The following is an 18,678-nucleotide window of genomic DNA, read 5'->3' on the forward strand; positions in this document are numbered from 1 at the left end:
AAAACGAACAGGAGGCAATAAAATTGCGCGATGAACAGGAAATGATGCATCTGATTATGGACAAGGCCACGAGAGATGAACGGATCCGTGCCGTCATTATGAACGGTTCGCGAACGAATCCCGACGCGCCGCACGACTGTTTTCAGGATTATGATATTGTCTATGTCACTGACGAACTCTCATCGTTTACATCCGACCACCGCTGGGTGGACATTTTTGGGGAACAGATCATCATGCAGATGCCGGATCTGACGGATATCGGCAATGAACAGCAATCCGATCCTGACCGGCAATTTGCTTATCTCATGCTGTTTGCCGATGGCAACCGAATTGATCTTACTTTGATGACTGCGGACGTTGCCAAAGAATGGGTCGCCAGTGACAGCCTGAGCGTGATACTCCTTGATAAGGACAGGCAGTTCTCATCCGCGCCGCCTGCCGATGATCGTGATTATCACATCAAACCACCGTCCGAGAAGCAGTTTGCCGACTGCTGCAATGAATTCTGGTGGGTATCTCCCTATGTTGCCAAAGGATTATGGCGCGGAGAGATCACCTATGCCAAAGCGACACTTGAGGAACCGGTGCGCGATATACTGCTGAAGATGCTCACCTGGTACGCCGGCACGCGTACTGGTTTTACAGTCAGCGCCGGCAAATGCGGCAAGTATCTGCCTCGCTATGTAGAACAATCGATATGGCAAAGTTATCTGCGAACCTATCCGGATGCCGCACCTGAGCATATCTGGCAGTCCCTTTTTGAGATGGGCACCCTGTTTCGAATGCTAGCCAAAAATGTTGCCGCCCGTTTCGATTATCTCTATGCAAGCGGTGACGACCGGCACGTTACCGGCTATCTGAAGCATGTGCACGAATTGCCGGCAAACGCTAAAGAAATTTACTTATAAAGAAGCGCATACTAACCTATCTGTTGTATACGCTAAAAACAAGAGGGTGTCTCAAAAGTCTATTGACAATGGGACACCCTTTAAAATGACGTATGTTTTGAGATGAAACGCGCAGGTAGCGGACCCCTGTGGAGCATTCTCGTTGATCGCAAGCCAGAGGAGACCCCGCAGGCGGTTGCAGGATCCTCAGGTCCTCAGCACACTGCAGATATGATGCGAATTATGCATTTTGCGGCTTTGCCGCGCTTAGTGCCTGTTTGGCAGTAATCAAGGCAAGCTTGTAAACGTCATCCGCCGAGCAGCCGCGTGACAAATCGTTAACCGGTTTGGCAAGTCCTTGAAGGATCGGTCCGACGGCCACGTAGCCGCCAAGCCGCTGCACCATTTTATAGCCAATGTTTCCGGCATCGATATTCGGGAAGACGAATACATTGGCTTTACCGGCGATTGGCGAGTCCGGTGCTTTCTTTGCTGCAACTTCCGGCACATAGGCGGCATCAAACTGCAGTTCGCCATCCGCAGGCAGATCGGGGGCTTTTTCCTTCAGCAGTCTGACTGCCTCGGTCACTTTATCGATGGACGGATCTTTTGCTGATCCTTTTGTTGAAAAGCTGAGCATCGCGATTTTCGGATCAATCCCAAACAGCTTTGCGGTCTCTGCTGACTCGATGGCTATTTCAGCCAGTGTTTCACTGTCCGGTGAAATGTTGATGCCGCAATCGGCAAAGATAAATTCCTGATTTCCTTTGGTGAGGATAAAAGAACCGGAAATACGTTTTTTCCCTGCCTGCGCCTTGATAATCTGCAATGCCGGGCGGACTGTTTCGGCAGTCGAATGAATGGCACCGCTGACAAGGCCATCTGCCTCACCCAGATAGACGAGCATTGTTCCATAATAACATGGATCTTTTAACCACTCAGCCGCCTGTGTGGCATCGGTTTTTCCTTTTCTTCGCTCCACCAGAGCATCAATTTTCAGCTGCAGCTCCGCATCGGTTTCCGGACACTTAAATACAACTTTATCTTCTTCCGCAAGCCGTTTTAATCCATCTGGTGCATCTTCAGCTCTGCCAATAAGCACCGGTACAATGAGCTCATCTTCTGTGAGTGCCTGAACCGCTTCAATGATCCGTTCGTCGCCGCTTTCCGGAAAAATAATTGACGGTCTGCCCTTTTTAATTTCCGGTTTCAGTCGTTCAAATAAATCTGCCATTACTGATCTGCCTCCTCATCAATACTTCTTTCACTGAATATCAGAATACGACTTTGTCAAGCCGCCGTCATACTTATACAATATTCCTTAAATCTCACGCTTTATTATAGTATAAACGAAAAAGAGGTCGCTTACATTGAGAAAGTTATTTTCATCATCTGACCGCGCATGGGAACTATGCTATATTAAATAAAGGATAAAACCTTAGCGTAAAATGACTATATTCCGAATACATATCGCTAATCTTTTTCTATTTTATACACATTTATTTAACGAACTAAAAGAGGTGTTCATAATGTCTGAAGCAGCTGAAACACTGGATGGATGGTACTGCCTGCATGACTTCCGAACCATTGACTGGCCGGAATGGAAAACCAGGTCGGAGTGGGAGCGTCAGCAGGCACTCATGGAATTCAACCAATTTCTGGCTCGTTCAGAAATGAATGAAGAGGCACATGACGGCAGCTTCGCTTTGTATTCGGTTCTCGGACAAAAAGCCGATTTTGTAATGGTCTCGCTACGGCCGACCATGGATGAATTGAGCGATCTGGAAACAGAATTTAATAAATCCAAGCTTGCTGAGGTGACCAGTCCCGCTTATTCCTTTGTCTCTGTTGTTGAATTGAGTAATTATCTGGGCAAGAGCGGTGAGGACCCTTATGCAAATCCACGTGTGCAACAACGTTTAAAGCCGACACTTCCGAAAACCGATTATTTCTGTTTCTATCCGATGGATAAGCGGCGGGAGCACGGTGATAACTGGTACATGCTCCCTATGGAAGAACGGCGTGAAATGATGAAAAGCCATGGCCGGATCGGTCGCAAATACGCCGGGAAAATTCATCAAATCATTACCGGATCGGTCGGTTTTGACGATTGGGAATGGGGCGTTACCCTCTTCTCTGACGACCCGCTGCAATTTAAGAAGATCGTCTATGAAATGCGCTTTGATGAAGCGAGTGCACGTTTCGGCGAATTCGGCCCGTTTTTCGTTGGCACACGGCTGACTCAGGAGCTTTTCAATCAGAGATTTTCCATTTAATAAGAAAACCTGGCTTTGCCGTAAATCTTGTACTTGACACTTGACGGGCACTCCAGCTGCTCGCTGGCACCTGATCAACAGGAATGCTCCGCAGCACCAGCGCGCTTTCGTGTCTGGTTTACACTTTGATGCTTAGCTAAAATCCTATACTTTCTTATTTCAATCAGACTGTGCTTCTGTTCAGAGCGGAATCCTAATGGATCCCGCTCTTTTATTTCAATCCCCGTTAGCGAATTGCTTTTTTTCATCATGGGCCGGCTCATTCGTGAACCATGCAGATTTTTCACGTCTGCCAGATGAAGCGTTCCAGATTTTCTCCATAGGCATCTTTCCCGCATCTGTTGTCATGATCTGCTTTGCCCGGCATACCTATAAGTGTATGACAAACCCCGTGCCGATCCCAATCGAAATCGGTGCATTGGTTTTGCAAAAAGGAGGAATTACGGCAATGGCTGTAGTCCAGCATAATTCAAGCGATGTTTCACTGCTGGCACGACTGATGCGCGCGGAAGCTGAAGGCGACGGCCAACTTGGTATGCTGATGGTTGGCAATGTTGGCGTCAACCGCGTGCTTGGCAATTGTCTTGATTTTGAAGGACTGCGAACTATTCAGCAGATGGTTTTTCAAAGTCCCGGCGGATTTGAGGCAACGCAAAAGGGGTATTTTTACCAGGCGGCACGCAGTCAGGATAAGCGTCTCGCCCAGCGTGCACTTAACGGCGAGCGGTTCCATCCGGCGTCAAACGCGCTTTGGTTTTTCCAGCCTGCAGGAACATGCCCCGCACAATGGTATAGCCAGTGGAACACCGGGCGATTCAAAGCACACTGCTTCTTTTCTCCAACTGAATCCGACTGTCCGAATGTCTATTGATTCTTATTTTACCGTTAAGGAGTGATTTCATTTATGGGTGTTCAATTTCCACCAGACAGCTGGCCGTATGGCGCGTCGTCCAGCCCCGATCCCGCCGCGCAAAACTGGGATGCTTCGAGACAGCAGGCCACACCGCAATCAGGCAGTGCATCCTTTCCTTTTCAGGCACAGGCTGTACCTCCTGCGGGAACTCAGTCCGCTCAACCGCTGCCTTACCCGTATCCGGCATACACCGTTCCGGTGCCGCAAACCGGACAACCGGGCACACAGCCGGCACAAATCTTGCCTCTTCCTTTGGTTGAACAGTCTTACATTGAAAACATACTGAGACTGAACCTTGGGAAAACGGCTACCGTGTACTGCACTTTCGAGGGCAACAGCCAGTGGAATGCCAAGAAATTTACCGGCACGGTCGAAGCCGCCGGACGCGACCATGTCATCATTGAAGACGAAGCAACCCGTGTACGCTATCTCATCCCGATGGTATTTGTCAATTACTTCGAGTTCACCGGTCCGCTCAGCTATGAATATCCTTACACAGCGCCTCAGCCAGGAGGTAGATGAGCCAAAGTTCAGCCATTCCCGATCATTAGATGAACTGAGGGAAACCAGCTCAACCCGATTCATCACATCGGCCAAGAGCAAACCGGGCTATTTTTTCACAAGGACTGTAACGAGAAATGGAGCTCCCCGATCCACCGGTGGATGCTCCATTTATTTCTACGCACGAAAAGCCGCAATCACAATAAGCAGCCAGCTGACGAGAAAAGCGAGTCCGCCGATCGGCGTAATGGCGCCAAGCACGCGCACACCACTCAGTGTCAGTGCGTATAAACTGCCTGAGAAAAGGATTACGCCGAGAGTCATCAGCCAGCCGGACCAGCTGAGCAAAGTGCTTTGCCCGCTGAATACGGTCAGTGCGAGGATGCCAATCGCGATCAGTCCCAGCGCATGATACATTTGATACTGGACACCCGTCTGAAATACAGCCAGATCCTGTTCAGTAAGTCGCGCCTTCAATACATGCGCCCCGAATGCGCCAAATGCGACTGACAGGAATGCTAAAACAGCACCAATGACAATAAAAACTTTCATGTATCTATCCATCTCCTCATACAAATGAATTTACTCTATGATCAAACGCGTGTTTGCCTGTTATCGGCCTGATCTGCCAATGAATCGGTCTCTCTGGAGAAAATATCGGTCTCTTTTCATTTTTCATCCGTCAGAACGGCTGGTTTCATAAGTATTTTTTGTAAATTGCCTGTGTCCCGCTGTTTTCTTCACCGTTTGCGGCAAGTTCATCATAGATTTTCTTAGATAAAGCGAGTCCTGGGGTAGCAAGGCCCAGTGATTCAGAGGATTCGAGCGCGATCCTCTCATCCTTAATCAAGTGTTTGATGTAAAATCCTGGAGCGAAGTCACCTTTCAGCATCCTCCGTCCAAGATTGCTGAGTGACCAGCTGCCGGCTGCACCGGTTTCGATGCTCTCCATGACCTTATCTGCGTCCAGTCCCGCGCGCCTGGCATAGGCCAGTGCTTCAGCCACGCCGATCATATTCGACGCAATCGCAATTTGATTCGCCATCTTCGTATGCTGACCGGAACCAGCTTTTCCCTGGTAAACAATCTTCCTCCCCATGGCCTGAAATACAGGCATCAAGCGTTCGGCTATCTGTGGATCACCGCCGATCATAATTGACAATGTCCCTTCACGCGCTCCGACATCACCACCGGAAACCGGGGCATCAAGTGCGTACAATTCTTTAGCTGCTGCCGCTTTATCGATTTTTTCCGCCAGCTGCGGCGAAGAAGTCGTCATATCAATCAGACAGGCACCTGGCTTCGCATGATCGATAATTCCGTTATCAAAATAAACGGAAGCCACATCCTCAGGATAACCGACCATCGTAATGACAGCATCGGCACCTGCTGCGGTTTCCGCGGGACTTGCTTTCCAGACGGCACCTTCTGCAATAAGATCGTCTGCCTTGCTTTTCGTCCGGTTAAACACTTGAAGGGTAAAACCAGCTTTCATCAGATTACGGATCATCCCCCTGCCCATCACTCCGGTTCCAACGAATCCTATCGTCTTCACTGCCATCGCTACCACTCGCCTTCCTGTCCAGGTTATCGTTCCAGAATTAACGATAGCATGAACGGCGTGCATTTTCACGCCATATGCAGATGAATCAGACTTTGCGTATCTGGAAAAAGTGAGTAAACACCCAGGGATATTGCGGCATGGCAAAATTCAGCTGCCATGTACCGATTCCGCCAAGTCGCGAGTCATAAACGATCCTCGCCTTCTCAAACAAACTGCGTACATCTTCGAACCAGACAACGCGATTCTGACCGCTGTCGTCGGTATAGTAAAAATAGGCCGCATGATCGTCAGAGGAATAGTTAATTGGCACCTGCTCGGCCATCGCCAGGTTAATCGCCGCCTGATACGTAATTGCCCGGCCCGGATTCTGGCTGGAGTAGGGAATCTGCCAGTCATAGCCGTAAAACGGAGTGCCCATGATGATCTTGCTGCGATCCATCAGGCTGGCCGCATAATTGACCGTCGCCTGTACATCCTGAATGGGTGCTGTCGGTCCCGGTTCGCTTCCTGCATGATGCCAGTCGTAGGCCATGATAAAAAACTGATCGACAATCGCCCCAATGGCCGCGTAGTCGTATCCGCGCACCCACGGCACTGTATCATTCGTCTTGGCAGGCACCGCAATACTGAGATTGAGCCCGGCAGCCTGCGTGCGTTCTTTCAATGCCTGAAGAAACATGACAAACGCATTCCGGTCTGCAGGCAGTACCCCTTCAAAATCAATATTGATGCCGCCGTATCCGCGCGATGTCGCCATATTAATCATATTGTCAATCAGGTGCTGCTGAACGTCCGGGGTATTCAGCACACGCTGAACAAGTGCCGAATTAAATCCGGTCTCGGTCAGATTCGTAACCGTCAGAACAGGTGTGACTCTGCCGCGCCATGCCGCGAGTACGGCCGCATTGTCATTGAGCGGACTTAAATCTCCGTTCCAGTTAAAATGTGTTTCAAAAAGACCAATATAGGTCAGATAAGGCGCGTTGTCCGCAATGATCGCCTGATCAAGAGCAGGCGTCCGCAGCTGCGAATAACTGAAGTGTGTCGCCACACGGCGCTCAAGTGCGGGCAGATTAATCTTCTGTCCCGGCCTTAGCTGATTCGGATCAATGCCGGGATTCGCTCTGCGGACTGCGTCAAGCGAGACATAAGCCATCCGTGAAATGGTCCACAGGCTGTCCCCCGGCTGAACGGTGTACACATTCGTTGTCACAAGCAGCGCCTGCCCGACCACAACATTCGTCGCCGTTAATCCATTAACTGTTCGCAATGTATTGACGGGGACATCAAACTTCTGGCTGATTGCAAATAATGAATCCCCGGCCTTTACTGTATAGACAAACATAAAAATCCATCCTTCCCGTATACCTGATTTGCAGAGAAAACCGCCGCACATGCATAGGCATTTCACTCCAGTTTATTCAGCAGGTGCCGAAGAGTGCCCGCATTCATATAGATTCAAAGAGAAAAAAAGGTTATGATTAAATGTACTGCGAGATTCGCAGAGAAGCGGCAACCGGCCGCAAGGAATGCACGGTTTTTCAGTTGCGGCCATAGTTTATAGAAAGTACGGAAAGAAAGAGGGGTATTTATGGCTGAATTCATCCCATCTCGGCTTGTTCAATCACTTCCCGCCAATTATTTTACCCGTATGGATCAAAAGATCGATTCGGTTGTAAAGCAAGGCATAGATGTCATCCACCTCCATACCGGAAGCCCTGATCAGCCAACACCCATGCCGATTATTGAAACGATGAATGAGGCAGCTCAGCTTCATAAAAATCAAGGCTATCCGCCTGCAGGCGGAAAAATGACACTCAAAAAAGCGGTCAGTATTTTTTATCAGCGGGAATACGGTGTCTCCATTGATCCTGAAACGGAGGTCACTGTGTTTGATGGTGCGACAATCGCCATTTCGGCACTGCCGCAGGCCATGCTGAACCCAGGCGAAGTGATGCTGACCACTGACCCCGCCTATCCGCTCTACTACGTTTGTCCGCAGCTTGCAGGGGCAGACACGTATGGGATTCCCGTACATGCTAAAGACGGATTTCTTCCTGATTATCGGACCATTCCCGATCATGTGCTGCAAAAAGCGCGTCTGCTCATGCTGAATTATCCGAACAATCCGACCGGAGCCATGGCAACAAAGGATTTTTTTGCAGAGACAGTGCGCTTTTCCAAGGAACGGCATATCCCTGTCGTTCATGACTTTGCCTATGCCGCCTTTGGTTTTGACGGCAAGCGTCCGCTGAGCTTTCTCCAGACGCCTGGTGCCAAAGAGCAGGGCATTGAAATTTATACATTATCGAAAACTTATAATATGGCCGGATTCCGAATTGGCTTTGCAGTGGGCAATGCTTCGATCATCCGTGCGCTCAGCCGTTTCCACGATATCGACCATTCTGATGTCCCCAGTGCCATTCAGGACGCGGCGGCAGCAGCTCTGCTTGGGTCGCAGAAATCCGTTCAGAATCTGTGCGCACTCTATGAACGGCGACGCAATATACTCGTCTCCGGCATACGTGCCATCGGCTGGGACGTGCAGGCGCCCAAAGGGTCGTTTTTCTGCTGGTTCAGAGTCCCGGATGGCTATACGTCCGAGACATTTGCCGATACGCTGCTCAGGCGCGCACATGTTGCCGTCGCCCCCGGTGCAGGATTTGGCACCCACGGCGATCAATTTGTCCGTGCGGGGCTTCTGGAACCGGAAGCGCGTCTGCGGGAAGCCGCAGAACGGATCAAAGCTTCAGGCATACTTGATGAAATACCGATACAGAACTAGATTAGAAAACTCGGTTTTGCCAGGCCTCTGGCGAAGGCAAAGACGCCGTCACACTTATAACTATAACCCGCTGAATTTTAAACTTTCTCTGTAGTAAAAAAAGAACTTTTCCCGAGGGATAAGTTCTTTTTTTACGCCAATAAGAAGCATTCATGATCCGCTTTAGAGACGCATCCTGCGGCTTCGCCAGAGTCCTGGTGAAGCAAGATTTTCTAGTGGATACTCAAAAAAGCCTTTATATCACGCGATAGCCCATAAGCACAATCACGATCAGCAGCGCGGCAATCAGAATCAGCAGTACGGCAGATGATTCACCGCGCTTTCGCTTACCCATTGCCGCTTCCATCAGGCCGATCAGTGCAAAGGAAAGCACACCTTTAATCGTCGGCATAAGCGGGAAATGGATCAGGAAGAGCATCGCAATACCAGTTACGATCATAACCAGGTAGGTGAGCCGCAGAATCATGCTCCATATTTTCTGATTGGGCAAAACATAGCTTAAGATAAAGAAAATGACGACCAGGCCCCAGACAAGGCCGTGGATTTGCAGCAAAGCATGCATCGATTTTCCCCTTTTCTGTATGAATCATACAAAACTCTTCTGCCTCTATTTTATCATGTCCTCATGCTTTTCCCAGTACAGGCCCTTAATCCTGCTGATCCGAATGGCGCGACAGATCACATTGATCAAGCGGGATCAGCTTCGCCTTCATCTTCCACTTTGCAATCAGCCATACAGCAAGAAAAATCGGAATACCGATATAAGCCGCAATGATGCCGCCCCAATCAATCTGACCACCAGAAAAAGCGCCGAAGCTCTGCCCGATCACAACTACCATGCAGACAGCAAACGCAAACAGCGGGCCAAAGGGGAACCATCTGGCACGACAAGGCAGTTCACTGAGCTTCCCGCCCTGCGCAATGTACGCGCGGCGAAAACGATAGTGACTGACCGCAATGCCGAGCCAGGCAATAAATCCGCACATACCTGACGCACTGAGCAGCCAGCTGTAGACGATGCCGTCACCGAAACCAGAAGCCAGAAACGCGAGCAGTCCGAATGCCGCTGTCACCACGAGTGACCAGATAGGAATGCCGTGCTTCGTCACATAACCAAGAAATCGTGGTGCCTTGCCTTTTTTAGCCAAAGCATAAAGCATGCGCGTTGAAGCATATAAGCCGGAATTTCCCGCAGACAGTACGGCTGTCAGGATGACTGCATTCATAACCGAAGCCGCAACAGCAAGACCCGCTCGCTGAAAAACAAGGGTAAATGGGCTGACCATCACCGAATCCGTAGCCGATAAATTGTGATTCGTATAAGGAATAATCATTGCAATGATAAAAATCGCCAGAATATAAAAGAGCAGGATACGCCAGAAAATCGTATTCATGGCCTTAGGCACATTTTTCTCCGGATGCTCACTTTCTCCTGCACTGACACCGAGCAGCTCGGTTCCCTGGAAAGAATAGCCCGCAGCGAGAAAAACACCGAATGCCGCCAGAAAACCGCCGTGAAACGGTGCATCACCAACGTTAAAATTTGAAAACCCGGAGACACCGCCGCCAAGAACACGGAAAATCATCAACAATCCGAGGACGATAAAAACAATCACCGTCGCGACTTTGATAAAGGCAAACCAGTATTCCGATTCGCCGTATCCTTTGACCGTCAGCGCGTTCAGTAAAAAAATAATCAGCAGAAACAGGCCGCTCCAAAGCATCGACGGACTGTGCGGAAACCAAAATTTCATGATCAGCGTTGCCGCCGACAATTCACTTGCAATCGTGATCGCCCAATTGTACCAGTAATTCCAACCGAGCGCGAACCCGAAAGCCGGTTCGACAAAACGCGTGGCATAAGTGCTGAACGACCCGCTTGTCGGCATATACGTCGCCAGTTCTCCAAGACTGGTCATTAAAAAATAGACCATGATGCCGGTTAATCCATAAGCAAGCAGTGCGCCGCCCGGACCAGCAGAATAAATCGCGTTGCCGCTCGCGAGAAACAGGCCCGTACCAATCGCGCCGCCAAGCGCGATCATCGTCAAATGGCGTGACTTCAATCCCCGCCGTAATTGATTGTTCTTTTCTTGCTTCACTTTCTCTCTCTCCCTCTCTGTATTTCGGGGGAATGATGCCGCTTTGATGAATGGAAATAAAAATCGCCCGTTTCAGGCATCGTGATGCTCTCAAACGGGCGAACATATTCAAAGTAAAGTTAATGAGATCCGCTTCAAGTCATTTGATCCACTCACTCCACACGCAGCTTCCCCGATAGCACACCACATGCTCATGCATGTGACAGTCCCGTCCCTTTCGGAAACGGACCCAGCACCTTCGGTAAGGGAACCGAAAGCACTTCGGCAGCAGTTCCTTACACGCACCGTCCAGCCTCCCTTCGCTTCGGGTGCGCTTCTCATAACTGCCGCGCCTCTACCCCCTCCGCATGTTGCGAGGAGATGTTGTTTTTTGACAACAGATTTTATTTTACCGTTATTAAAATGGGTTGGCAACCGGAACAATCTTCAAACAAGTCATGAAATGCACCAACTGAATTATTCGTGTGCGCCGACATGTGCAGGCTCAGTCAGATATCTTCTGAAACCTGCAGCGTACATAAATGAAATAAATAAAAGCACGCCCGACAAGGTAAAAACGAACTGAACACCGATTTTATCAATGAGACAGCCAAAAAGCACCGTCGCCAGGCCATACGACAATGCATACAGCGCATCTTGGGCGGAGTAAACTTTTGCCAGCAAATTCGATTTCGTATTTGTCTGAATGAGCGTCTCAAAGGCTACATTCTTCAGCTGTTCAAAAAGCCCTACTGCAGCGGAAATCATTAACGCAAGTAAAGGATAGGTGTTCCATCCAAAGAACAGGGTAGCCGCGCCCGTCATAAACAAGCCTGTTAATGCGGCAACTTTTAAATGTGTATGGATAGAAGCAGAGAATCTCACGCAGATTGATCCGCCAATAATAAGGCCGGCAAAAAAGCTGAAATTTATAAATCCCCACCACGACGCATTAACGTGCAATGCCTGGTGCACAAATACCAGCACAATAGCAGCCATCCAGACGACTGAGCTAACGTTCCCAATCGTCTCTGAAATACTGATGACGCGCAAAGCGGGACTACGCCAGATCGCATGCCATCCTTCAACCATAATCTTCAATTTTCCAACCGATGAATCCGTTCGGTTAAAAGTATGGAATGCAGTGTCAATCCTGATCATGCACATGCAAACGGTTGACAGGACAAAAAGGAAAAAAGTAACCCAGACAAGCTGCCCACCTCCTATGAAAGCCGCCAGTATCCCGCCGAATGCCCAACCGCTTAAATTAATCGATTGGTCAAGCAGAGACAAAAAACCGTTGGCTTTGACCAATCGTTCCCGGTCAATAAGCAGCGGAACCATTGCATTTCGAGCCGGAGAAGCCCACCCATCAAGAAATCCGATACAGACAACGAAAAAGAAAACGATAAGAAAATCGGGGCCAAATCCGTGAAACGTTAGGGCAAGTGCCATAAGCAGCAGAAAAAAAGACTTGCCGATCTGCGAACAAACCAGAGCCTCTTTTAACCCCAATCGATCCAGAATCAAGGGTGCCAAAATGCCACTGATAAACCTTATGAACGTCATTAAAAAGGGAATGAGCGTCATGAACATCGCCGAACGGGTAACGGCATACATAACCGTCATCAGGCCAACGATATAAAACACATCGCCGCAATTGGACAAGGACTGCCCAATCCAAAGATATCTGAACGCATGTTGTTTTGTCATTATTAAGTTCCTTTCTGTTCTAAGTGCAGCACAAAAAAGACGAGGAACTTCGGTGCTCATCTCAGCGCTGATTAAAAGTCAAGGTATTAATAATGACTGGTTCACATATTTCAATCACTCCATACGTATCATGCGTCATTAGAAAACTCAGTCTTCAATCGTAATTCATTGATTTATGCCTTTGGGTCTGCACCGCTGCGGCTGCTCGCTTGCCGCAGATGCACCCGCAGGCCTCCTCGGGCAAGAGGAATCTGCCGGGTCTTGCTGGCACGCAGCAACAATGCCAATCTCGCAGACTTCACGCATCTCTGATTTGATGCTCGGCTAAACCATCGTTTAATTGATTGGACACGAAGCAGGATCTTATACTTGCTTAACCCGCAAAGTCACTGGATTCCTTAAAAATTTTATTCTTTCTATTGTACACAGAAATTTTCAAAAGCGAAACCAATCAGTTCACCGCATTCTTTTGTTCTGCCTGGTAGCCAGCTATTGCCTGCATAAAGGCGTGTCCGTATTTTTCCAGTTTTTGCTGGCCGACACCTTTGATCATCAGAAAATCATGATCCGTTGCCGGCAGACGAGCACTCATTTCGCGCAGCGACTGATCGGAAAAAATAATATATGGCGGCACAAATTCCTTTTGTGCCAGCGTTTTACGCACCTGCTTCAACACCTCGAAAAGCGCGTCGTCTACGGCCAAGCGTTCTGCGCGAATATGCCCTTTCTTTAAAACCCGCGCCTCGCCTTTGAGCACAGGCAATGACCGTTCGGCAAGCGCCAGGACCGGATAGGCGCCGCCCTGCTGCACCAGATATTGTTCTGCAGTCAGAAAATCAATAAATTCGCCGATCTGTTTCTGCGTCTGCTCTTTCATGATGCCATATGTTGGCAGACGGTCAAGATGAAGCGAACGCAGTTTTTGTTCCGATGCCCCGGCAAGTACCTTGGCCACCATTATTTTGCCGTACCGTTCACGCAGCCGTTTCACACAAGAGAGCACCTTCTGCGCGTTGACGGTCACATCCGTCTTCTCTCTCGTATCAAGACAATTACCGCAATGGCCGCAGCCGGACGGATTCCGTTCGCCGAAGTAACGCAGGATATATGCCTGAAGACAGGTTTCCGTATGGCAGTAGCCGATCATTTGCTCCAGCTTATGATATTCCGCCTGTTTCAGCGTTTCATCCATGTCCGACTGATCAATGAAGAATTTCTGAAGACGGATGTCCTGCGGTGCAAACAATAAGATACAGTCACTTTTTTCACCGTCGCGCCCGGCACGGCCCGCCTCCTGATAATAAGCTTCAATATTGCGCGGCATATTGTAGTGAATGACAAAGCGCACATTGCTTTTGTTAATGCCCATTCCAAAGGCGTTGGTCGCAACTAATACGGTCAGATCGTCATAAAGAAACTGCTCCTGACTTGCGGCACGTTCCTTTTCGGAAAGTCCGGCGTGATAGCGGCCAACCGCGAGCCCCTGTTGAGTCAGCCGTGCATACAGACGGTCTACCTCTTTACGTGTTGCCGCATAGACAATGCCCGGCTGATCACGATTTTTCCGCAAGTAATCCAGCAAAAAAACATCCGCGCTCTGACCGCGAACCACCTGGAAATTCAAGTTGTCACGTGCGAATCCGGTGGCCACTACGCCTTCCGCTTCAATCCCGAACAATTTTCGGATATCCGTGGTTACTCTCGGTGTTGCGGTTGCCGTCAGCGCAACCACTGCCGGACGGCGGGCAAATCGGTCAATCATCGCCGGGATTGCGCGATAGCTTGGGCGAAAATCATGCCCCCACTGCGAGATACAATGCGCTTCATCAATCGCAACAAGCGACACATGCATGTGTTCAAGAATACGAACAAAACCTGAGACTTCCAGCCGCTCAGGCGCAATATAGACGAGCTTATAAATTCCCTGTGCCGCAGCCGAAAGCCGTTCATTCGTTTCAGAGAAAGTCAGCGAACTATTAATAAATGTCGCCTGAATACCGACATCCTTAAGCGCATCCACCTGATCCTTCATTAAGGAGATGAGCGGCGAAATGACGAGCGTCACACCTGGAAACAGCAGCGCGGGGATCTGGTAGCAGAGCGATTTTCCTCCGCCGGTTGGCATGATGCCGACCGTATCCTGACCGTTTAATATTCGGGAAATGATCTGGTCCTGACCCGTTCTGAATCGGTCATAGCCAAAATACTGTTTCAGTGCCTGAAGTGCCGCGTCCATCATCAATGAAACCACCTTTCTCTCTATAATTGCTTTATAGAGTTGTTAAACTTTGCTGTACATTTTCCATCTCTTTTTTCAGCAAGCCGAAACGTGAAATGTTCATCCTTCTCACAAATACGCCAATCCGTATCAAAGACCACATGGTTCTTTAATGGATTCTTCACGAAACTAATTTCATCTTACCATAATAAAAAAGTTGCTCAATACGCAGGCCGATCCACGTCTGCACCACCGCTTGTATCCGCAGCAGGCGGAGATCCTTCTATCAGGGAGGCCTTCGATTGAATTGACGAAAAACAATGAAACAAAAACCATGTCCATTCATATGTTGTTGGTAGATAAGCATCCAGAGGAGGAATCATATTGGACAGCAAGGATTCTCAGGAGCCGCAGCTCCCAAAACGAAGAAACCTGATGAATGACATTGATGCCTTTTTTCAGGGCAACCCCTTTGGCGACGTATTGAAATCCATTGATGACTTTTTCAGCAGTCACTCGTTTGCCGGATTTCCGGTCAGGCTGTATGAAACAAAAGATGAATGGGTCGTTGAAGCCGAGCTGCCTGGAGCAGACCGCAACAACATTCATATCGAACTGCTTGGCGACAAGGTGAAAATTTCTGTGGAAAATGATGTGGAAATGGAGTCGCAGCATCAGGAAACCGGCATGTATCAGCATGAACACCGCTTCGATCATGCCGAGCGTATCGTTACCGTCCCTTACGCTATCGACCGAGCACACACGCAGGCTTCATACGTTAATGGTATTCTGAAAGTCCATGGTCCGAAGAAACCGAAAATCGGCCACAGGCTTTCCATCGGGTAAAAAAGAAAGGACCGGAACGTGAATCGTTCCGGTCCTTTCTTAGTGCAGGCACTGCACTGGCTTCACTTTTCTCAGAGGTCTGCGACACATTTTCATGCCGTTCTTATTGTTCAGAAACCTGCCCCGCCCGTTTCATTCAGGGAAGTAACGAAGCGCTCCAGCCGATCCAGCCCTTCTTTTAACACATCCATTGAATAGGCATAGGATAAGCGCAGATAACCTTCGCCGTATGATGAAAATGCGCTTCCCGGAACCGCCGCCAGCCGTTCCTCCTCCAGCAGCCGAAGAGCGAATGTCTCTGACGGCAGCCCGAATTTTTGAATAGATGGGAATACATAGAAAGCACCGGATGGACGGACAATTTCAATGCCCATCGCCTCCAGCCGGTCCATCACATAATTTAAACGTTTCTCGTACGCATCGCGCATCGGCACGGCGTCATTTTTCCCTCGTGTCAGCGCTTCAATTGCTGCATACTGTGTGATGCTCGTGATGCAGGAGACTCCGTACTGGTGCACCTTGATCAATTCATCGGCAATCGGCTGATCCGCCAGCACGTAGCCCATTCGCCAACCGGTCATCGCATGTGATTTGGACAACCCGTTAATAACCAGCGTTTTCTCCTTCATGCCGGGAAAGCGTGCGATTGAGACATGCTTCCGCCCATAGGTCAGCTCACTGTATATCTCATCTGAGACAACGAATACCGGCGCTTTTTTCAGCACGCTGGCAATGGCGGCCACTTCCATTTCACTCAGCACACAGCCGGTCGGATTGGATGGATAAGGAAGAATCACCGCTTTTGTTTTTTTCGTCAGATGCCGCTGTATCTGCTCCGCCGTCATCTTAAAATCGGTTGTCCGCGTATCAATATAAACAGGGATACCTCCGGCAAGTGTGATCGGTGCCGCGTACCCTGGATAGGCCGGACCCGGCAGGATGACTTCATCGCCAGGCTCAAGCAATGTGCGGAATGCCAGATCAAGCGCTTCGCTTGCACCGACGGTCGTTATAATTTCCGTTTCGGGATCATAGTGCAGCTGATATTTTTCCGCAACATAATCGCTGACTGCCCGTCTCAGCTCAAGCAAGCCCGCGTTTGCCGTATAAGTCGTTCTGTCATGATCAATGGCCGCCTTACCCGCATCCTTTACATGTGCCGGTGTCGCAAAATCCGGCTGGCCGATCGTCAGCTGAACCGTGCCCGGATAATCCTTCACTTTATTAAAAAACTGGCGAATACCACTGATCTGGATGGCCTGTACACGCCCGTTGATCCGATCTTTCATCGTCGTCACGCCGCCTCACACTCCTTATATTTAGAAAGGCCAGGCAAAGCCTGGTCCATTGCCGCAGATCCTGTACCTGGCTGGCGGACACTCCAGCTGCTCGCTTACCGCGGGGCACCGCGAGCCTCCCCGGACAAGCTGGAATCTGCAGGGTCCTGCAGGCGCCAGCGCACTTTCGTATCTGGCGTACACTTTTATGCTTAGCTAAAATCTTATATTTTCTTTACCTGTCAGAAAAACACTATTTAATTTAAACACAGCTTTATATAGAGAAAAAGCCCGCGCGCTTCGATCACGCGAAGGCTTTGTATGCACGCGAAGTCATTCGACCGTCGCTGTTTTTTCCTCTTCTTTCTCCTTTGCGCCTTCCTGTTTGTCTGTCTTTACTTCCTGTATCCAGTGCAACTCGTCCTTAATCTTTCCGTTCTGGATACCGGTCAGCGTGTCATATAACTTTTGCGAGAGCTTGCCGGTTTTGCCGTTTGCGACCTTAATCACTTTATCGTTCCACTTCAAAAATCCGACCGGAGAAATAACGGCTGCCGTTCCGGTGCCGAATACTTCTTTGAGCTGCTGCTTTTCCGCTTTCTTGAACAGCTTATTTACAGAAATTTTCTTTTCCTTAACGGTCACGCCCCAGTGCTGGAGCAGTTCGATAACGGACGCACGGGTCACGCCTGGCAGAATGCTTCCATTCAGTGCCGGGGTCCACACTTCATCATCAATTTTGAAGAAAATGTTCATACTTCCGACTTCTTCAATGTATTTATGTTCCACTCCGTCAAGCCAGAGCACCTGATCGAAGCCCAGTTCTTCGGATTTGGTCTGCGCCTTAAGGCTGGCCGCGTAATTTCCCGAGGTTTTCGCGTAACCGACGCCTCCTTTTACCGCACGAACATATTCATCCTCCACATAAATTTTCACCGGGCTCATTGAATCACCGAAATAGGAACCGACTGGGGACAGAATAATCAAAAGTTTATAAGTAGAGGATGGATGCACGCCAAGTGCAGGATCCGTACCAATGATGAAAGGTCGTATGTACAGCGACTGACCCGGTTCATTCGGAATCCATTTTTCCTCGATGGCAACCAGTTGCTTTATGGCTTTAATGACGAACTGCTCGTCAATCTCCGGAATGTTCAGCCGCGCACATGACTGGTTCATACGCTCCATATTCTTATCCGGACGGAACAGCAGGATACGCTTGTCCTCTGTCCGATATGCTTTCATTCCTTCGAACACTTCCTGGCCATAGTGGAAAATCGTTGCTGCCGGATCAAGTGAGATCGGACCGTAGGGAACGATGCGTGCGTCATGCCAGCCTTCCTCCATTGAATAGTCCATCTCGAACATGTAATCCGTAAAGAACTTGCCAAAGCCAAGTGGTTTACTGCCGTCAGGCTTTGGTTTCAGCTTATCTGCTTTATGGAATGTGATTGACTGCCCCATGATTCGAAGCCTCCTAATATTTGTTTTCCTAAATTGATTATAGCAATCCACCATGCAATACGCCATATGCCTTTGCACAGCCGAATCCTGTTCCAGCATACCGGCTTTCTTCATAATTAATATGCTTCGCCATTCAGACGGTCATTCCTGATC

Annotated in this window: 16 protein-coding genes and 1 riboswitch; of the genes, 6 read left to right on the forward strand and 10 right to left on the reverse strand. The window is 49.2% G+C overall.

What is annotated here, in order from left to right; genetic code table 11:
• Positions 1-23: 23 nt before the first annotated feature.
• Positions 24-908, forward strand: coding sequence for an aminoglycoside 6-adenylyltransferase (locus tag M3N64_RS05130; RefSeq protein WP_249099071.1), 885 nt, complete (start codon positions 24-26; stop codon positions 906-908).
• 220 nt (positions 909-1,128) lie between these two features.
• Here the strand turns inward: M3N64_RS05130 and pta are convergent, their stop codons facing one another.
• Positions 1,129-2,121 (reverse strand): phosphate acetyltransferase, encoded by a 993-nt coding sequence (pta, locus tag M3N64_RS05135; protein ID WP_249099074.1) that lies wholly within the window; start codon positions 2,119-2,121, stop codon positions 1,129-1,131.
• Positions 2,122-2,416: 295 nt separating this feature from the next.
• Between pta and hemQ the strand changes: the two genes are divergently transcribed.
• The 3 genes from hemQ to gerQ all read left to right on the forward strand — a co-directional run bounded on the left by hemQ (position 2,417) and on the right by gerQ (position 4,598).
• Positions 2,417-3,163 carry a hydrogen peroxide-dependent heme synthase gene (hemQ, locus tag M3N64_RS05140; protein ID WP_249099076.1) on the forward strand — a complete coding sequence of 249 codons (747 nt, stop codon included), beginning with the start codon at positions 2,417-2,419 and terminating at the stop codon, positions 3,161-3,163.
• Positions 3,164-3,611: 448 nt separating this feature from the next.
• Positions 3,612-4,034 carry a cell wall hydrolase gene (locus M3N64_RS05145; RefSeq protein WP_249099441.1) on the forward strand — a complete coding sequence of 141 codons (423 nt, stop codon included), beginning with the start codon at positions 3,612-3,614 and terminating at the stop codon, positions 4,032-4,034.
• Between the two features lie 33 nt (positions 4,035-4,067).
• Positions 4,068-4,598 (forward strand): spore coat protein GerQ, encoded by a 531-nt coding sequence (gene gerQ, locus M3N64_RS05150; RefSeq protein WP_249099080.1) that lies wholly within the window; start codon positions 4,068-4,070, stop codon positions 4,596-4,598.
• A 156-nt stretch (positions 4,599-4,754) separates the two neighbouring features.
• Here the strand turns inward: gerQ and M3N64_RS05155 are convergent, their stop codons facing one another.
• The 3 genes from M3N64_RS05155 to M3N64_RS05165 form a co-directional block, all read right to left on the reverse strand.
• Complete coding sequence (locus tag M3N64_RS05155) at positions 4,755-5,129, reverse strand: DUF423 domain-containing protein (RefSeq protein WP_249099083.1); 375 nt, start codon at positions 5,127-5,129, stop codon at positions 4,755-4,757.
• A 145-nt stretch (positions 5,130-5,274) separates the two neighbouring features.
• A complete protein-coding gene (locus M3N64_RS05160; protein WP_249099085.1) occupies positions 5,275-6,204 on the reverse strand; it encodes an NAD(P)-dependent oxidoreductase in 930 nt (309 codons plus the stop codon).
• Positions 6,205-6,226: 22 nt separating this feature from the next.
• A complete protein-coding gene (locus M3N64_RS05165; protein ID WP_249099087.1) occupies positions 6,227-7,486 on the reverse strand; it encodes a glycoside hydrolase family 18 protein in 1,260 nt (419 codons plus the stop codon).
• A gap of 246 nt (positions 7,487-7,732) precedes the next feature.
• Between M3N64_RS05165 and M3N64_RS05170 the strand changes: the two genes are divergently transcribed.
• Complete coding sequence (locus M3N64_RS05170) at positions 7,733-8,926, forward strand: aminotransferase class I/II-fold pyridoxal phosphate-dependent enzyme (RefSeq protein WP_249099090.1); 1,194 nt, start codon at positions 7,733-7,735, stop codon at positions 8,924-8,926.
• A 235-nt stretch (positions 8,927-9,161) separates the two neighbouring features.
• On the opposite strand, the gene M3N64_RS05175 is transcribed toward M3N64_RS05170, so the two are convergent.
• The 4 genes from M3N64_RS05175 to recQ all read right to left on the reverse strand — a co-directional run bounded on the left by M3N64_RS05175 (position 9,162) and on the right by recQ (position 14,959).
• Positions 9,162-9,488, reverse strand: a complete 327-nt coding sequence (locus tag M3N64_RS05175; protein ID WP_249099093.1) for a DUF1516 family protein — start codon at positions 9,486-9,488, stop codon at positions 9,162-9,164.
• 85 nt (positions 9,489-9,573) lie between these two features.
• The gene (locus tag M3N64_RS05180; protein ID WP_249099444.1) at positions 9,574-10,971 is read right to left on the reverse strand and encodes an amino acid permease; all 1,398 of its coding nucleotides are present in this window, start codon (positions 10,969-10,971) and stop codon (positions 9,574-9,576) included.
• 225 nt (positions 10,972-11,196) lie between these two features.
• Positions 11,197-11,373, reverse strand: a riboswitch (Lysine riboswitch).
• Between the two features lie 111 nt (positions 11,374-11,484).
• Positions 11,485-12,720 (reverse strand): MFS transporter, encoded by a 1,236-nt coding sequence (locus M3N64_RS05185; RefSeq protein ID WP_249099094.1) that lies wholly within the window; start codon positions 12,718-12,720, stop codon positions 11,485-11,487.
• A gap of 451 nt (positions 12,721-13,171) precedes the next feature.
• Positions 13,172-14,959, reverse strand: coding sequence for a DNA helicase RecQ (recQ, locus tag M3N64_RS05190; RefSeq protein ID WP_249099097.1), 1,788 nt, complete (start codon positions 14,957-14,959; stop codon positions 13,172-13,174).
• Between the two features lie 363 nt (positions 14,960-15,322).
• Here recQ and M3N64_RS05195 point away from each other — a divergent pair, with 363 nt between their 5' ends.
• Positions 15,323-15,784: an Hsp20/alpha crystallin family protein gene (locus M3N64_RS05195; protein ID WP_249099100.1), complete on the forward strand. Its 462-nt coding sequence runs from the start codon at positions 15,323-15,325 to the stop codon at positions 15,782-15,784.
• A gap of 110 nt (positions 15,785-15,894) precedes the next feature.
• Here M3N64_RS05195 and M3N64_RS05200 read toward each other — a convergent pair whose 3' ends face one another.
• Both M3N64_RS05200 and M3N64_RS05205 read right to left on the reverse strand, forming a co-directional pair.
• On the reverse strand, positions 15,895-17,073 hold the full coding sequence (locus tag M3N64_RS05200) for an aminotransferase A (RefSeq protein ID WP_249099449.1): 1,179 nt from the start codon (positions 17,071-17,073) through the stop codon (positions 15,895-15,897).
• Positions 17,074-17,394: 321 nt separating this feature from the next.
• Complete coding sequence (locus M3N64_RS05205) at positions 17,395-18,525, reverse strand: branched-chain amino acid aminotransferase (RefSeq protein ID WP_249099102.1); 1,131 nt, start codon at positions 18,523-18,525, stop codon at positions 17,395-17,397.
• Between the last annotated feature and the right edge of the window lie 153 nt (positions 18,526-18,678).

The organism is Sporolactobacillus mangiferae (assembly GCF_023336505.1).
GTDB lineage: Bacteria > Bacillota > Bacilli > Bacillales > Sporolactobacillaceae > Sporolactobacillus > Sporolactobacillus mangiferae.

Bases quoted from the DNA above. Each gene is read 5' to 3' on its own strand.
- M3N64_RS05175 (WP_249099093.1), bottom strand. From the start codon at position 9,488: ATGCATGCTTTGCTGCAAATCCACGGCCTTGTCTGGGGCCTGGTCGTC.
- gerQ (WP_249099080.1), top strand. From the start codon at position 4,068: ATGGGTGTTCAATTTCCACCAGACAGCTGGCCGTATGGCGCGTCGTCC.
- recQ (WP_249099097.1), bottom strand. From the start codon at position 14,959: ATGATGGACGCGGCACTTCAGGCACTGAAACAGTATTTTGGCTATGAC.
- M3N64_RS05180 (WP_249099444.1), bottom strand. From the start codon at position 10,971: ATGATCGCGCTTGGCGGCGCGATTGGTACGGGCCTGTTTCTCGCGAGC.
- hemQ (WP_249099076.1), top strand. From the start codon at position 2,417: ATGTCTGAAGCAGCTGAAACACTGGATGGATGGTACTGCCTGCATGAC.
- M3N64_RS05170 (WP_249099090.1), top strand. From the start codon at position 7,733: ATGGCTGAATTCATCCCATCTCGGCTTGTTCAATCACTTCCCGCCAAT.
- M3N64_RS05205 (WP_249099102.1), bottom strand. From the start codon at position 18,525: ATGGGGCAGTCAATCACATTCCATAAAGCAGATAAGCTGAAACCAAAG.
- M3N64_RS05185 (WP_249099094.1), bottom strand. From the start codon at position 12,720: ATGACAAAACAACATGCGTTCAGATATCTTTGGATTGGGCAGTCCTTG.
- M3N64_RS05160 (WP_249099085.1), bottom strand. From the start codon at position 6,204: ATGCACGCCGTTCATGCTATCGTTAATTCTGGAACGATAACCTGGACA.
- M3N64_RS05200 (WP_249099449.1), bottom strand. From the start codon at position 17,073: ATGAAAGATCGGATCAACGGGCGTGTACAGGCCATCCAGATCAGTGGT.
- M3N64_RS05145 (WP_249099441.1), top strand. From the start codon at position 3,612: ATGGCTGTAGTCCAGCATAATTCAAGCGATGTTTCACTGCTGGCACGA.
- M3N64_RS05155 (WP_249099083.1), bottom strand. From the start codon at position 5,129: ATGAAAGTTTTTATTGTCATTGGTGCTGTTTTAGCATTCCTGTCAGTC.
- M3N64_RS05165 (WP_249099087.1), bottom strand. From the start codon at position 7,486: ATGTTTGTCTATACAGTAAAGGCCGGGGATTCATTATTTGCAATCAGC.
- pta (WP_249099074.1), bottom strand. From the start codon at position 2,121: ATGGCAGATTTATTTGAACGACTGAAACCGGAAATTAAAAAGGGCAGA.